This window comes from Azospirillum agricola, assembly GCF_017876095.1.
Classification (GTDB): Bacteria; Pseudomonadota; Alphaproteobacteria; order Azospirillales; family Azospirillaceae; genus Azospirillum; species Azospirillum agricola.
This window is the reverse complement of record NZ_JAGINM010000016.1, coordinates 158,931-174,212: the sequence shown is the minus strand read 5'-3', so window position 1 is coordinate 174,212 and position 15,282 is coordinate 158,931. Positions and strand designations below refer to the sequence as shown.

Below are 15,282 nucleotides of genomic sequence, written 5' to 3'. Positions count from 1 at the left end.
CCCGACGCAGATTGCTCTGCGTTCAAATCACTGCTTCAACTTCGGATGCGAACAGACGTCCGCGTGTGTGCCGATCCCAAACCGAACCGGAACCCTCGCTCCAACGGCACCAAAAGCACCGCCGCCTGCGCATCCCTTCTCACAACACGGTATCCACTTGTCAATGATCCCGCAGCGCTTCCGAAAGCGCCGCATCGGCCAGCCAGCAAACTTGTTAATCCGTTGCCGCTTGACTTGCCGTTTATTTAGACGATCCGGTTTTTCGTGTCAAGCTTCTTTTTTAGATGCTCTTTTCGACTTAACCTGATCTTCCATATCCCACGATTTGACATCAGTTTGTTGCCGACACCTCGTCGCGGGAGGCGGTGTATAGGCGTTTTTGGCTGGGCCACGCAACGCCTTTTTTGGCCCACCCACAAATTTTCCGAAGCGGATGTGCGAGCCGCACCCATCGGGGCACGCCCCCTCAAAACAGCTTGACATAAAAACATAGGACTCCTAATTATAACTCCATGGATCACGCCCCCCAACCCGCCCCCGTCCTGGCCCGCCTGCGCGAAGGCTTCGAGCGCATCGCGCTGGTGCTGCGCGCCGATCTCTGGTCGGCGGCCGGCGAGGCGGGCCTCAACCCGACCCAGGCGCAGGTGCTGGCTCTGCTGGCGGCGCGCCCCGCCGGCCTCCGACCCAAGGAGATCGCCGCGCATCTGGCGGTGACGGCCGCCAGCATGGCCGACACGCTGTCCGCGCTCGAACGCAAGGCCCTGCTGCGACGCACGCCCGATCCCGCCGACGCGCGGGCCGTCATTGCCCGTCTGACGGACGGGGGACGCGACCTGGGAGGCCGCCTCGCCTCGGCCGCCTCGCAGGTCACGGCGGCGCTGGCGGGGCTCTCGGCGAACGAACAGGCCGACCTGCTGCTCGCCCAGGTCAAGATCATCCGCACCCTTCAACAGGCCGGCGCCATCCCTCTCCAGCGCCTGTGCGTGACCTGCCGCCACTTCCGGCCGCACGCCCATCCGGGCGAGGCCAACCCCCATCACTGCGCCTTTGTGAACGCCGCGATCGGCGACCGGGATCTCCGGCTCGACTGCGGCGAACACGAAGCGGCCGATCCCGCCGTCCAGGCTGCCACCTGGACGGCCTTCACGGGATAGCCGCCCCTCCAAGCCCAACCATCAGAAGGAGAACAGAATCATGACACTGTGGACTCCACGGGGCCTCGGCCTCGTGGCGGCGGCGCTCTGCGGCCTGTCGGCCGGAGCCGCCGCCCACGGGATCGAGACACCAGCCAACCAAGCCGTCATTGCCTCGTTCGACATCATCGAAACGCGCATCGTCACCGATCACGGCCACGCCGTCTTCCGCACGCGCGTCCGGGCGGACGCCGGCAAGGCGACGCCGCGGGCCACCGGCACGTTCGAGGGGTCGGAGGTCTACGCCTATGTCTGGCCGACATCCCTGAACTCCGCCGAAGCCGGCTTCGAGAAAGACCAAGGCATCCTCGCCCTCGCCGTCACCTTCCATCCCGACTTCGACGACGCCGCCCATGGCGGCAGGAACCGCGACCGCTGGCACCCGCACTGGGTCGTCCTCGGCGAGGACAGGGCCTGCCCCGGCGGCCTGAAGGTCAAGGACATACCCGAGGGCGCGAGGCCGAAGCTGCCCGAGACGTGGCCCGGCGTGCCGCTCCTGATCGACAGCCCCGAATACAGGACCGATCTCAAGGCCGATCTCGTCGAGGTCCACATCCCGCTGGAAACGCTCGGCGCCATCGCGACCGCCTCGTTCGACGGCGTGACCGCCGGCCTGCGGGTCAACGCCAACCTGCACACGCCGCTGCTCTGCGTCACCGGCATCCACAAGGTCGCCTCCGGCAACCTGTCGCTGCCCGGCAAGGTCGTTCCCGGCCGGTAACGCCGGAATTGGAAAGCGGCCCGACGACTGCCATCGCCGGACCGCCCAAAACTCCCCCTCCAAGCACAGAGAAGGAAAAGCCATCATGGCACACGTCAACCTCGTCGATCCAGCCTCGTCCTCCGCCGCCGTCAAGCCGACGCTCGACCGGATCCAGGGTGCCTTCGGCGTCGTTCCGAACATGTTCAAGGCCGTCGCGAACTCGCCCGCCGCCCTCGCCAGCCTGTGGGGCTCGTTCGGCGCGCTCGGCCAGGGCAAGATCGGCGCGAAGCTCGGCGAGCAGATCGCCGTGGCGGTCGCCGACCGCAACGACTGCAATTATTGCCTCGCCGCCCACACCGCGCTCGGGCGCAGGGCCGGGGCGACCGACGGGGAGATGGCCGACGCACAACGGGGCCGCTCGGCCGATCCGAGGACGGCCGCAGCGCTCGCCTTCGCGGTCAAGGTCGTCGAGAGCCGCGCGGCGGTCGATGCGACCGACGTCGAGGCCCTGCGCGCGGCCGGCTTCGACGACGAGGCGATCGTCGAGATCCTGGCCCATGTCGCGCTGAATCTCTTTACGAACTATGTCAACGTCGCCTTCGACGTGCCGGTCGACTTCCCAGGGGTGACGCTCTCGCGCACCGCCTGACGCCGCAGCCCGACGCCGTGCGGCGGCCGGACGCCCCACCGTCCGGCCGCCGTCGCCACCACCGCAGGAGAAACACCATGCCGTTGACCGCCGTCGCCATCCGCCACATCGCCTTCGAGGGGCTCGGGATCATCGAGCCGGTCCTGCGCCAAGCCGGCTGCACGCCGCAGATCCGCGACGCCGGCAGCGACGACCTGCGGGACATGGAGCCGCTGGCGCCCGACCTTCTCGTCGTGCTCGGCGGACCGATCGGGGCCTACGAGGATGACCGCTATCCGTTTCTCGCCGACGAACTGCGCCTTCTCGAGCGGCGGCTCGCGGCCGGCCGGCCGACGCTCGGCGTCTGCCTGGGCGCGCAGTTGATGGCGCGGGCTCTCGGCGCGCGTGTCTATCCGGGACCGGCCAAGGAGATCGGCTGGGCGCCGCTCGCCCTCACGCCGGCCGGACGCGCCTCGCCGCTCGCCCATCTCGACGGCGCGGCCGTGCTGCATTGGCACGGCGACACCTTCGACCTGCCGGCCGGGGCCGAACGCCTCGCTTCGACAGAACCCTGCATGAACCAGGCCTTCGCGCTGGGACGCAACGCGCTCGGCCTGCAATTTCACGGCGAGGTCGATGGGGAGGACATCGAGCGCTGGCTGATCGGCCATGCCTGCGAAATCGCCGCCGCCGGTCTGGATCCCCGCACGCTGCGGGCCGACAGCGGACGGCATGGGCCGGGACTGCGCGAAGCGGGAGGCCGCCTCTTCGCCGACTGGCTCGCCGGCCTCGACCTGGGCTGAGTTGGCACCGTCGCCCGCCGTCTCTATCGTTCGAGCCCTTCGGAGCGGTAAAAGCGGACCAGATCGCGCGCCGTTTCCAGCCGGATTTTCGGCAGGACGATGCGGTCGAACGTCTCCTGGTTGCGCCTGCGGTTTCCGGGGGTGGTGACGGTGATGTGGCGGATCATCCCCCACTTCACGCTGTCGCGGGCGCCTTCAAGCCCGCCGCGGCGATCGCGCTCGAACCAGGACCGGCGCAGGTAGCGAAACAGGCTGGTTGGGGTGGAGACGTTGAGCATGATGACGCCCGTCGCCCGCTCCAGCCGCTGCGGCAGGCAGCGGGAATAGTTGCCGTCCATGACCCAGCCCGCGTCGGCGATCGCGGCGTCGTGCAGGGCGACGAACTCTTCCACCGGCCGGGGTTGCCAGTCGGTGTTCGGCCGGTGATAAAGCTGGTCGAGGTGGACCGGCGGCAGGCCACGCGCGCGCCCGATCGCCACCGCCAGCGTGGACTTGCCGCTGTTCGACGGTCCCAGGATGCAGAGGCGGGGGCCGAGTTCATCGAGCGTCATGATATGGGGCACGGATCCGGTCATGGGTCGGGTGGGACATGAAGACTCATGCCCCCCGCCCGATCCAGCGGAATTTGCGCGCCGGCTTCCGCCTCCCGGCCGGCCGGGACGCGAATCAGAAGGCGGAACGGAACAGGGTGCGGAAATCCTCCTCGCTGGTGTGGCGCGGATTCCAGCGGTTGTAGTCCGCCGCGAAGCTGCGCCGGGCCATCTCGTCGAGCTTGTCCTCGGTCACGCCGACGTCGCGCAGGCGCGGCGGGATGGCGAGATCCGCGCAGAGAGTCCGCAAAGCGCCGACCGCCAGCCCCCCCGCCTCCGCCTCCGTCCGTCCGGCAACCTCCACCCCGAGAATGGCCGCGATGCGCGCGTAGCGCTCCGGCTTGGCCGGGACGTTGAAGGCGGCGGCGGTGGGCAGGCACACCGCGTTGGCCAGCCCGTGCGGCACCGGGAACAGCGCCCCCACCGACATCGCCATGCAATGCACGTTGCCGAGCCCGGTGACGCCGAAGGACATCGCCGCCAGCGCCGAGCCGCACAGCATGTCGAGCGCCGCCGCCTCGTCGGCGCGGTCGGCGACGAAGCGGCGGATGCTGCCGGCGATCAGCGTCATCGCGTGCAGGTTCACCGCGTCGGAAAACGCGGTCGCCCGCTTGGACAGGTAGGATTCGAAGGCGTGGACGAAGGCGTCGATCCCGGCATGGGCGGCGACGTGCGCCGGCATCGAGCCGACGGCGAGCGGATCGAGGATGGCGACCTGGGCCGGCAGGAAGGCGGCGTGACGGATCGCCATCTTGGTCTTGCGCGCGCTGTCGGTGATGACGCAGGCGCCCGACACCTCCGACCCGGTGCCGGCGGTGGTGGGAATGGCGATCAGCGGCAGCGGCGGCCGGACGAACTTTTCGATGCCCTCGTAATCGGCGATGCGGCCGCCGTTGGTCATCAGGATACCGACCGCCTTCGCCACGTCGATGGTGCTGCCGCCGCCGATCGCCAGCAGCGCCTGGGCCTCCGCCTCGCGGCAGAGGTCGAAGGCGGCGGACACCGTCCGGTCGCCCGGTTCCGGCTCGATGCCGGTGAAGACCGACAGGGCGACGCCGCTGTCGGCCAGGATCGCCTCGACCCGGCGGAAGATGGCGCTGTTCGCCAGCGCCGGATCAAGCAGCACGAACAGGCGCGTCGCCTTCCATTCGCTCAGCACGGCGGCAAGCTGTTCGTGGGCGCCGACGCCGAAGACGATCCTGGTCGGGCAGGAGAAGGAGGACACGGCGGGAAAGGACATGGGAAAGAACCTCGTGAAGCGGGGCGTTCAGGAGCGGCGCAGCGCGACGCGGGTGCAGATGTTCTTCACCTGCGTGTAGGACAGCAGGGCGTCGAGCCCCTTCTCCCGCCCGAATCCCGACTTGCGGTAGCCACCGAAGGGCAGTTCCACGCCGCCGCCGGCGCCGTAGCAGTTGATGAAGATCTGTCCGGCCTTGACGGTGCGGGCCAGCCAGTTGGTGGTGCCGACGTCGCGCCCCCAGATGCCGGCGACCAGCCCGTAATCGGTGGAATTGGCAAGCGCCGCCGCCTCCTCCACCTCGTCGAAGGGCAGGATGGTCAGCACCGGGCCGAAGATCTCCTCGCGGTGGACGCGCATCTCCGGCCGGGCGCCGTCGAGCAGGGTCGGCGCCACGAAGTTGCCCTGGTCGAGATCGACACCCGGCAGCGGCGTGCCGCCGGTGATGACCTCGGCGCCCTCGTCGCGGCCGATGCGGATGTAATCGAGCACCCTGCCCTGCTGGGCACGGCTGACCAGCGCGCCGATGTCCGGGTTCTGCAAACCGGGGCCGACCGTCAGTTCGCGGCAGCGCGCCGCCAGACGCTCCACCAGTTCGCGGTGCACCGCGCGCTGCACCAGCACGCGCGAGCCGGCCGAGCAGGTCTGGCCGGAGTTGGGGAAGGCCGCCTTGAGGAGCACCGGCACCGCCTCGTCGAGGTCGGCGTCGGCCAGCACGATGTTGGGCGACTTGCCGCCCAACTCCAGCAGCACCGGGACGATATTCTCCGCCGCCGCGCGCATCACCTGCGAGCCGGTCGCCACCGAGCCGGTGAAGACCACCAGATTGACGTCCGGGTGCGCCGCCAGCGCCGCCCCGGCCTCATGCCCCAGGCCGGGGACGACGTTGAGCACGCCGGCCGGCAGCCCCTCCTCGTGGCAGATGCGGGTCAGCTCCAGCACGCTGAGGCACGCCAGCTCCGCCGGCTTCAGCACCACCGTGTTGCCGGTGGCAAGCGCCGGGGCGAGACCGCGCGCGGCGATCTGCAACGGGTAGTTCCACGGCACGATCTGCGCCGTCACCCCCAGCGCCTCGCGCACCGTGAAGTCGTGGTAGTCGGGGCCGAGCGGGATGGAGGTGCCGAGAACCTTGTCGGCGACGCCGGCGTAATACTCGAAGAAGCGGGCGGCGGCGACCGCGTCGGCCTGCGCCTGGGCCAGCGGCTTGCCGGTGTCCTGGCTCTCGATGCGGGCGAGGCGGTCCTTCTCCTCCAGGATGCGGCGGGCGATGGCCGACAGCACGCGGCCGCGCAGCACCGGCACGCAGTCGGCCCAGCCCGGCAGGGCGGCGCGGGCGGCGCGCACCGCCTCGTCGATGTCGCCCGCTTCGCCGCGCGCGATCGTCGCCAGCACCAAACCGTCGGCGGGGTCGAGGACCTCCAGGGTCCGGCCGGATTGCGCCGGGCGCCACGCGCCGTCGATGAAGCAGTCGTAGGAAGGCGTCGTCATGATGGGTATCCGAGGCAGGGGAATGGGGAAAGGCCGCCGGTCAGGCGGCGCGGTGGGCGAAGTCGCCGCCCAGATAGGCTTCGCGGATGCGCGGGTCGCGGCGCAGCGCGCCGGCGGCGCCCTCCAGCACCACGGCCCCGCCTTCCAGCACATAGGCGCGGTCGGCGATGGCCAGCGCCTGGTTGGCCATCTGCTCGACCAGCAGGATGGTCATGCCGTCGCTGCGCAGGCGGGCCAGAGTCCTGAAGATGTCGGCGGTGACGATCGGCGCCAGGCCCAGCGACGGCTCGTCGAGGATCAGCAGCGACGGCTCCGACATCAGGGCGCGGGCGATGGCGAGCATCTGCTGCTCGCCGCCGCTCAGGGTGCCGGCGATCTGCTCGCGCCGCTCGCGCAGCCGGGGGAACAGATCATAGAAGCGGGCGATGTTGGCCTCGACCCGCTGCGGCTGCCGGCGCAGCAGATGGCCGCCGAGCAGCAGATTTTCGTGCACGGTCTGGTCGGTGAAGACCTGCCGGCCCTCCGGCGCCATGGCGATGCCCAGCGCCACCCGCTGCGGCGTGGTCAGCCCGCCGATGGGAGCGTCCTTGAACAGCACTTGGCCGGTTGCCGGGACGAGGCCGGTGATGCCGCGCAGCAGGCTGCTCTTGCCGGCGCCGTTGGCGCCGATCAGGGCGACGATCTCGCCCGCGCCGACCTGCATCGACACGCCGCGCAGCGCGCGGATCGGGCCGTAGGAGACGTTGAGATCCGTGACGCTCAGCATGCGCGCTCCTCCTCCTTGCCGTCGGCCTCGTCGTCCGCCGGGGCTTCCTCGCGGCCGAGATAGGCTTCGATGACGCGGGGGTTGGTCTGGATTTCCCGCGGGGTGCCCTCGGCGATGACGATGCCCCGGTCAAGCACGACGATCTCGTCGGAGATTCCCATCACCAGCCCCATGTCGTGCTCCACCATCAGCACCGCGACGCCGAGCCGGCCGATGCGCTTGATGAGCTGGCCCAGTTCCGCCGTCTCGCGCGGGTTCAGGCCGGCGGCCGGCTCGTCGAGCAGCAGCAGCACCGGGTCGCCGGCCAGCGCGCGGGCCAGCTCGACCCGCCGTTGCAGGCCATAGGGAAGGCTGCCGGCCAGCGCCTGGGCGTGCTCGGCCAGCCCGACGAACTCCAGCACGGCGGCGGCCTTGGCGACGGCCTCGGCCTCGCGGCCGGTGGCGCCGATGCGGGCGTGGGCGCCGACCAGCACGTTGTCGAGCACCGTCATCGCCCCGAACAGGCGCAGGTTCTGGAAGGTGCGGGCGATGCCGCGGTCGGCGCGGGAATGGGCGCTGGCGCGGGTGATGTCCTCGCCGGCCAGCCGGATGCTGCCCGAATCCGCCGGGATGACGCCGGTCAGGATGTTGATGAGCGTGCTCTTGCCGGCGCCGTTCGGGCCGATCAGCGCGTGGACCCGGTGGGCGTGCAGCCGCAGCCCGACCTTGTCGGCCGTCACCACCCCGCCGAACGCCTTGGCGATGTCGCGCATCTCCAGCAGCGGGCCGCCGGCCGGATCGTCCGTGGTCCGGCTGAGGGTCAGCGGCGCTCCCGTCACCACCGGTTCGGCGACCGCCTTGCGCGGCAGAACCCGCGCGATGGTCCCGGCGACGCCGGTCGGCATCAGGTAGAGCGCGAACAGCAGCATCGAGCCGTAGATGAAATGCTGCACCGACGGCCATTGCGCCAGGAACACCTCGGTCGCCGTCAGGATGGCCGCCCCGGCGATGGGGCCGTAGAGGTTGCCGGCCCCGCCCAGCAGCACCAGCAACAGGATGAAGACCGACAGGTGGAAGGTCACGAAGTCGGAGTTGAAATACTGGTTCTGCTGGGCCACCAGCGCGCCGCCCAGCCCGCACAGCGCGGCGGCCACGACGAAGGCCAGGATCTTGTAGCGGTAGACCGAGATGCCCGCGCACTCGGCGGCGATCTCGTCGCTCTGCAAGGCCAGCAGGGCGCGGCCGAACCGCCCGTTCAACAGATGGCCGAGCAGCAGATGCGTCGCCACCGCCAGCACGATCACCAGCACCACCCAGTGGCGCAGCGCGAAGGGCTCGCCCTGGAACTCCAGGGGCGCGATGCCGTAGACGCCCTGCGCCCCGCCGAACAGGTCGGTCCACTCCGTCACCAGCTTCTCGACGACCAGCCCGAAGGCCAGCGTCACCAGGGCGAGGCTCGGCCCCTTGACCCGCAGCGACGGCAGGGCGATCAGCACGCCGACCCCAGCGGCGACGATGGGGGCGGCGGCCAGCGCCAGCACCGGCGAAACCTCCAGCCGGGTGGTCAGCAGCGCCACCGTGTAGGCGCCGGCCGCGAACAGCCCGGCCTGCCCCAGCGATTTTTGCCCGGCGTAGCCGGCCAGCACGTTCATGCCGGAAGCGCAGAGGTAATACACGCCGGCCATGAAGGCGACGTAGAGGTGGAAGTCGTTGGTCAACGTCAGGGCGAGCGCCACCAGCGCGGCCCCGACGCCCAGCGCCGGAACCGCGCGCAGGATCGCGGGGCGGAACGGCGCCGGCCGGGTTGCGGTCTCGGTCCTCATACCTTTTCCACCAGCTTGCGGCCGAACATCCCGTTGGGCGCCATGGCCAGCACCAGAATGACCAAGAGGAAGACCATGATTTCCCGCCATTGCGCGCTCCACAGGGCCGTGAGGGATTCGACCAGACCGATCAGAAGGCCGCCGGCCATGCAGCCGCGCGGATTGGTCAGGCCGCCGATGATGGCGGCGGAAAAGCCCTTCAGGGCGATGATGACCCCCATGAAGAGGGAGGCCGACAGGATCGGGGCGACCAGAACCCCGCTCAGTCCGGCAAGCGCGGAGCTGGCGAGGAAGGCCAGGGCCATGACGCGGGGCACGTCGATGCCCATCAGGGCGGCGGCGTCGCGGTTCAGCGCCACCGCCCGCATGCAGCGGCCGAGCGCCGTGCGGCGCATCGCGATGTCGAAGCCGCCGAGGATGGCGAAGGCCAGCGCCATCACCACCAGCTCCTGCGAGCGGAAGCCGACCTCGCCGACGCGGAACACCTCGTCGCCGAAGGGCGGCGCCAGCATCCGCGCCCCCAACCCCCACAGCGACAGCGCCGCGCTTTGCAGGACGATGCCGAAGCCGATGGTGCTGACCACCCAGGACATGCCCGGCTTGCCGGCGAAGGGACGGATCGCCGCGAGATAGAGCGGCAGCCCCAGCACCCCCATCGCCAGTGCCGCGGCGACCGCCGCCAGCGCGTAGAACCAGACATAGCCGACGGCGTCGGCGCCGAGCGCCGCGGTGAGCACCCCCACCGTCCCCAGCCCGACGAAGGCCCCGACCGACACGAAATCGCCCTGCGCGAAGTTCAGCGTCCGGGTGGTGGTGTAGGTCAGGTTGAAGCCGAGGGCGATCAGGGCGTAGACGCTGCCCAGCGTCAGCCCGCCGATGATGGCTTGCAGCATGGTGTCAATTCCCGTCCCGGTGGCCCCTGTCGCGATGCGCCGGCCGCCTCACTTCTTGAAGTCCGCCGGTTGCAGCCCGTCGAGGACCGGGTCGTTGAAATCGACGACCTTGCCGTCCTTCCAGCGCGACCAGTGGTAGTCGGAGGCGGTCAGCCCCTCGTGCTGGGCGGTGGAGAAGGGCTTCTCGTAGGTCTTGACCATGCCGGCGACCGGCTTGTTCAGGGATTCCAGGGCGCCCCGCACCTCCTCGCCCTTCAGGCTGCCGGCCTGCTCGGCGGCGGCGGCCCACAGCAGCACCGTGTCGTAGGCCTGGCTCGCCGCCCAGAACATCGACGGGTTGGCCAGCTTCGGGCCGATCCGCTCGAACAGCGCCTTGGAGGCGTCCGACTTGCGCTCGCTCGACGTCGTCAGGAAGACCGGCCATTCCATCAGCTTCGGTCCGGCCACCTCGGGGAAGCCGCTGAAGGAGGCCGCCCAGGTGGTGAAGACCTTCGGAAAATAGTCGAGCTTCTCCATGCTGCGCACCAGATGGCCGAGCGGGGCGGCCTGCGCCCAGACCACCAGCGTGTCCACCCCGGCCGCCTTGGCCTTGGCAAGCTGCGAGGTCATGTCGGTGTCGCGCGCGTCGAACTTCTCGGTGGCGGCGGGCTTGATGCCGTGCAGGGCGGCGATCTGCTCCAGATCCTTCAGCCCGGCCTGCCCGTAGCCGGTGGTCTCGACGAAGAAGCCGACCGATTTCGCCTCGGGGTTCTTCTTGACGTAGGCCAGCAGGGCGGCGGCCTGCTCGCGATCGACCATCGAGACGCGGAACAGGTAATTGCCGCTGGCCGGCCCCTCGGTGATCGCGGTGCTCGACGCGCTGGAGACCAGCACCGGCATCTTCTTCTGGTTGGCGATGTGCTTCCAGGCCAGCGCGTTGCCGGAGTTGGTCGGCCCGAAGACGACCGAGACCTTCTCGCGGTCGATCAGGTCGGTCATGTTCTGGATGGCCTTGGGCGGCTGGCCGAGATCGTCGCGGATCAGGAACTCCAGCGGCCGGCCGAGCACGCCGCCGCGCTTGTTGATGTCCTCCACGGCGGCGCCGATGCCGAGCACGCCGATCTGTCCGGATTCCGCCGAGGGCGAGCCGGAGATGTCGCCGTTGTAGGCGATCTTCACCGGGTCTGCCGCCTGCGCCTGGATCGTCGCGGTCATGACGAGGCCGGCGGTGGCGGCCAGCAGGGTTTTCAAAAAGGGCGTCGTCATGGGCGTTCTCCTCCGTTTTGATTGTTTGGGTGCCGGTCGGGAGCCGGCAGTTCGAGATCGGGCAGTTCGAGATCCAGCAGGGCCGAACTCATGCCCTTGCCGTGGGCGTCGAGCGCCAGCGAGCGGGTGACGCCGCCGCCCAGCGCCCCGGTCAGGACGAAATTCAGGGCGCCCAGCGCCGGCAGCTCGTAACGGGTGACCGTTCCGGTCACGATCCCGTCGAAATGCGCCGCGACGCGCGCGGCCGTCACATGCTCGGCCAGGAAGGGATAGTCGGTCTCGTCGAAGGCGATGACCGAGATGTTGGAGATGTTGCCCTTGTCGCCGGAACGCGAATGGGCGATGTCCCGGAGCTTCACGGCTCACGCCTCCAGCAGGGTGACGATGGGGCGGACGGCGCTCTCCGGCAGCAGGGCGGAGGCGACGGCAACGATCTCGCGCGCCGACTTCCAGGCGCCGCCACCGCCGGCCGGTCCGTTGGTGTAGAGCGTCTCGACCTCGTTGCCGATCCGCGCGGCCTCCTCCAGCGTCACCGTGCGGCCGGCGACCCGAAGGCGGACCTCATAGGGCGCGTGGCCGCGCGACAGCCGGTCGCCATGCAAGGCGTCCAGCCCGATCAGGTCGAACTGCATCTCGCTGGCCCGCACCCCGGTCAGCGCCAGCCGGTCGCGGACGATGTCCAGCGCCAGCCGCCCGCGCTCGACCGCGCCTGGCCCGGCGTAGGAGATCTGTCCCTCGCCGATGCAGCTGTCGACATAGCCGATCGAGGTCTTCAGCAGGCCGGTCCTCGCCGCCCCGCGCCCGCCACGAACCCGGACACGATCGGGGCCGGCCTCCTCGACGCGCACGCCCGAGAAGTCGGCGACCACGTCGGGCTGGTAATAGCGGGCCGGGTCGTGGATTTCGTAGAGAAGCTGCTCCTTCACGGTGGCGGCGCTGACCAGCCCGCCGGTGCCCGGAAGCTTGGTCACCAGCAGTTCGCCATCAGCGCTGACCTCGCCGATGGGAAAGCCGAGCCGGGCGAGGCCGGGCACGTCCTTGACTCCGGGATCGGCGAAATAGCCGCCGGTGACCTGCCCGGCGCATTCCAGCAGGTGGCCGGCCATGGTGCCGCGCCCCAGCGCGTCCCAATCGTCCGCCGCCCAGCCGAACGCGTGGACCATCGGCCCGAGGAAGAGCGCCGGGTCGGCCGCCCGCCCGGTGATCACCACATCGGCCCCGGCGGCGAGCGCCTCGGCGATCGGGAAGGCGCCGATGTAGGCGTTGGCCGACAGCACGCGGTCGCCGAGCGAGCGCAGCGTGCCGCCCTCCTCCAGCGCCACGTCGGCGGCGCGGGCCGCCTCCAGCACGTCGTCGCCGGTGACGGCGGCGATCCGCAGGCCGTCGAGCCCGAGGCTGCGGGCGACGGCGCGGGTCGCGGCGGCGGCGGCGAGCGGGTTGGCCGCCCCCATGTTGGTGACGATGCGGACGCCGTTGCGCCGGCACGGCCCGAGCACCGCCCCCATGCGGGTCGCCAGCAGCGGGTCATAGCCGCCGTCGGGGTCGCGCCGCCGCACCTGCTGGGCCAGCGCGATGGTGCGCTCCGCGAGGCATTCGAACACGAGGTAGTCGAGGCCGCCCCGCTCGGCGAGTTCGATGGCCGGCTCGATCCGGTCGCCGGAATAGCCGGCGCCGGACCCGATCCTGATGCTGTGCATGAAGAACGGTCCTCAGAGCGGCGCGCGGCCGGACGCGGCGCAAGGCGTGATCGCCCCGGCGGCGCCCGCGATGAAAGCCGGCATAATGTCCCTCCCCCCTTCGACGTTTCCGGTTCGCGCCCCGCCGGTCCGTTCGGCCGGCGGGGCGCCCCTGTCGTTGCGCGGACTATCCTGGGCGGGATTGTTCTGTTAAACAATTGAATAGATTTAATCTCAGTAATAGAGATGAGCTATGGATCTCAGCTTGCGCCAAATCCGCGCCTTCCTCGCCGTGGCGCAGACCCACAGCTTCACGCGCGCCGCCGACCTGCTCCACGTCGCGCAACCGACCCTGACCGTGCAGATCCGCCGCCTGGAGGAGGCGCTGGACGTGAAGCTGCTCGACCGCAACACGCGCACGGTGAATCTGACCCGCGTCGGGCGCGAGCTGCTGCCGGTGTTCCAGCGCATGGTCCACGACCTGGATGCGGTGGTGGTCGACACCCACGAGATCGCCGCCAAGCGCCGGGGAATCGTCCGCGTCGCGGCGCTGCCGACCGTCGCCGCCGGGGTGCTGCCGGACGCGATCCGCTCCTTCCGCGAACGCCACCCCGGCGCGTCCTTCGTTCTGAAGGACGTGATCGCCGGCCGCGTCCTCGCCCTCGTCCGTTCCGAAGAGGTCGATCTCGGTGTCATGGGCGGCGAGGTGAAAGGACAGGACATCGAAACGCTGCTGGAGGCCAGCGACCGGCTGCACGTCGTCTTCCCGAAGGACCACCCGGTCGCCGGCCTGCCGAGCGTGACCATCGCGACGCTGGCGGATCTGCCGCTCGTGCTGATGGACCCGGCAACCAGCGTGCGGGAAATTGTCGACGAGGCGTTCCTCAACGCCGGGCTCATCGCCAAGCCGGTGTGCGAGGCGACCTACATGATGACGGCGGTCGCCATGGTGCGCGCCGGACTGGGCCTGACCATCCTGCCGGGATCGGCCCGCGAGATCGGCGCGGAGCCCGGCCTGCGTTCCCGCCCCATCGACTCCGCCGGCTTCTCCCGCTCGGTGAGGATCATCCGCAAGGCCGGTCGCACCCTTCCTCCGCTCAGCGAGGCTTTCGCCGAGTATCTCCGCGCGGCGTTCGGGCCGGGCAGCGTTGTCCCTCACGCCCCCGACGGCGTCCGTCGGGAGGATGGCCCTTGGCCCGTGGGCTGACTCAGCGTTCCGGCTCCTCCCAGCGAATCAGGCATTCGCGGATGGTTTCGGCCAGCAGGGCATAGGTGCTCTGGCGGGAGGACGAATTCCGCCAGACCATCATGATGTCACGGGTAGGGGCGCCCTTGGCCAGGGGACGCGCGACGACCAGCTTCTCGCGCAGGACGTCGGAGCGGACATACAGCGCCGGAAGAAGGGAGAGCCCCATTCCGGTCGCCACCATCTGGCGCAGGGTGTCCAGGGTGGTCCCGGCGTAGTCGCGGGCGTGAATCGCACCCACGTCGCTGCAAAGCCTTGCGATCTGGTCATGAAGCCGATGTCCGCGCTCCATGGTCAGAATGGTTTCTCCCGACAGATCCTCCGGGCTCACCGTTTCCCGGCTTGCCAGGCGGTGATCCGCGGGAAGCACCAGTTGCAAGGGTTCGCGGATCAGGCGGACCGCGGTAAAGTCCGCGTGGTTGGGATCGTCCGGCAGAAGCAGCACGTCATGAACGCCGTCGGACAGTTTTCTCGGCAGGACTTCCAGCCGATCCTCGCGCACGAAGATGCGCAGATGCGGGAAGGTCTCCCGCAAGGAGGGCATGGCCAGCGAGAGCACATAGGCACCCACGGTTTGCACCACCCCCATCTGAAGCGTTCCCTGAAGGGCGTCGGGATCGTCGCGGCGGGCGATCTCGCGAATGTCCTCCACCTCGGCCAGGATGTTTCGCGCGCGGCGGGCGATCTCCGCGCCGACGGGAGTCAGGATGACGCGCGCGCGCGTCCGCTCGACCAGCCGGCTGCCCAGCCGCTCCTCGAGCTCCTTCAACTGCATGCTGAGCGTCGGCTGCGTCACGTGGCAGGCTTCCGCCGCCCTGCTGAAGCTCAGAGTGTCAGCGACGGCGACGAGATAGCGAAGCTGTTGGATGCGGGGCATGAAGGGACATTATAGATTTTATCTATAAGAGTAAACGAAGATATCGATTTTCCATTTTCATCCGGACGTGCTTTCTGGGGGGGGCGCGGCCGCTCCCTGCGGCTGACCGACAGTGCGAAGACGGCGTGTGCTGCG

At 69.7% G+C, this 15,282-nt stretch carries 15 protein-coding genes; 5 read left to right on the top strand and 10 right to left on the bottom strand.

Annotated features, from left to right (window positions below; genetic code table 11):
- The first annotated feature begins 512 nt into the window (after positions 1-512).
- From J2847_RS22815 to J2847_RS22800, 4 genes are all read left to right on the top strand, one after another.
- On the top strand, positions 513-1,154 hold the full coding sequence (locus J2847_RS22815) for a MarR family winged helix-turn-helix transcriptional regulator (protein WP_209781116.1): 642 nt from the start codon (positions 513-515) through the stop codon (positions 1,152-1,154).
- Positions 1,155-1,194: 40 nt separating this feature from the next.
- Positions 1,195-1,914, top strand: a complete 720-nt coding sequence (locus J2847_RS22810) for a hypothetical protein (protein ID WP_209781115.1) — start codon at positions 1,195-1,197, stop codon at positions 1,912-1,914.
- Positions 1,915-1,999: 85 nt separating this feature from the next.
- Positions 2,000-2,545 carry a carboxymuconolactone decarboxylase family protein gene (locus tag J2847_RS22805; RefSeq protein ID WP_209781114.1) on the top strand — a complete coding sequence of 182 codons (546 nt, stop codon included), beginning with the start codon at positions 2,000-2,002 and terminating at the stop codon, positions 2,543-2,545.
- Positions 2,546-2,622: 77 nt separating this feature from the next.
- Entirely contained in the window at positions 2,623-3,327 is a 705-nt protein-coding gene (locus J2847_RS22800; protein ID WP_209781113.1) for a glutamine amidotransferase, read from the top strand.
- 23 nt (positions 3,328-3,350) lie between these two features.
- Here J2847_RS22800 and J2847_RS22795 read toward each other — a convergent pair whose 3' ends face one another.
- The 9 genes from J2847_RS22795 to J2847_RS22755 all read right to left on the bottom strand — a co-directional run bounded on the left by J2847_RS22795 (position 3,351) and on the right by J2847_RS22755 (position 13,045).
- Positions 3,351-3,902 (bottom strand): P-loop NTPase family protein, encoded by a 552-nt coding sequence (locus J2847_RS22795; RefSeq protein ID WP_233474717.1) that lies wholly within the window; start codon positions 3,900-3,902, stop codon positions 3,351-3,353.
- Positions 3,903-3,993: 91 nt separating this feature from the next.
- A complete protein-coding gene (locus tag J2847_RS22790) occupies positions 3,994-5,157 on the bottom strand; it encodes an iron-containing alcohol dehydrogenase (RefSeq protein WP_209781112.1) in 1,164 nt (387 codons plus the stop codon).
- Positions 5,158-5,184: 27 nt separating this feature from the next.
- Positions 5,185-6,642 carry an aldehyde dehydrogenase family protein gene (locus J2847_RS22785; RefSeq protein WP_209781111.1) on the bottom strand — a complete coding sequence of 486 codons (1,458 nt, stop codon included), beginning with the start codon at positions 6,640-6,642 and terminating at the stop codon, positions 5,185-5,187.
- 40 nt (positions 6,643-6,682) lie between these two features.
- Complete coding sequence (locus J2847_RS22780; RefSeq protein WP_209781110.1) at positions 6,683-7,408, bottom strand: ABC transporter ATP-binding protein; 726 nt, start codon at positions 7,406-7,408, stop codon at positions 6,683-6,685.
- A complete protein-coding gene (locus tag J2847_RS22775; protein ID WP_209781109.1) occupies positions 7,402-9,210 on the bottom strand; it encodes a branched-chain amino acid ABC transporter ATP-binding protein/permease in 1,809 nt (602 codons plus the stop codon). Before J2847_RS22775 ends, J2847_RS22780 begins: the two co-directional genes overlap by 7 nt.
- Entirely contained in the window at positions 9,207-10,103 is an 897-nt protein-coding gene (locus J2847_RS22770; protein ID WP_085558133.1) for a branched-chain amino acid ABC transporter permease, read from the bottom strand. The genes J2847_RS22775 and J2847_RS22770 overlap by 4 nt, the downstream gene beginning before the upstream one ends.
- A gap of 48 nt (positions 10,104-10,151) precedes the next feature.
- The gene (locus J2847_RS22765; protein ID WP_085558132.1) at positions 10,152-11,348 is read right to left on the bottom strand and encodes an ABC transporter substrate-binding protein; all 1,197 of its coding nucleotides are present in this window, start codon (positions 11,346-11,348) and stop codon (positions 10,152-10,154) included.
- Positions 11,345-11,707, bottom strand: a complete 363-nt coding sequence (locus J2847_RS22760; RefSeq protein WP_209781108.1) for an AtuA-related protein — start codon at positions 11,705-11,707, stop codon at positions 11,345-11,347. The genes J2847_RS22765 and J2847_RS22760 overlap by 4 nt, the downstream gene beginning before the upstream one ends.
- 3 nt (positions 11,708-11,710) lie before the next feature.
- Complete coding sequence (locus J2847_RS22755; protein WP_209781107.1) at positions 11,711-13,045, bottom strand: acyclic terpene utilization AtuA family protein; 1,335 nt, start codon at positions 13,043-13,045, stop codon at positions 11,711-11,713.
- A gap of 232 nt (positions 13,046-13,277) precedes the next feature.
- On the opposite strand from J2847_RS22755, the gene J2847_RS22750 reads away from it, so the two are divergent.
- A complete protein-coding gene (locus J2847_RS22750; protein WP_209781106.1) occupies positions 13,278-14,231 on the top strand; it encodes a LysR family transcriptional regulator in 954 nt (317 codons plus the stop codon).
- 1 nt (position 14,232) lies between these two features.
- Here the strand turns inward: J2847_RS22750 and J2847_RS22745 are convergent, their stop codons facing one another.
- Complete coding sequence (locus J2847_RS22745) at positions 14,233-15,147, bottom strand: LysR substrate-binding domain-containing protein (RefSeq protein ID WP_209781105.1); 915 nt, start codon at positions 15,145-15,147, stop codon at positions 14,233-14,235.
- Between the last annotated feature and the right edge of the window lie 135 nt (positions 15,148-15,282).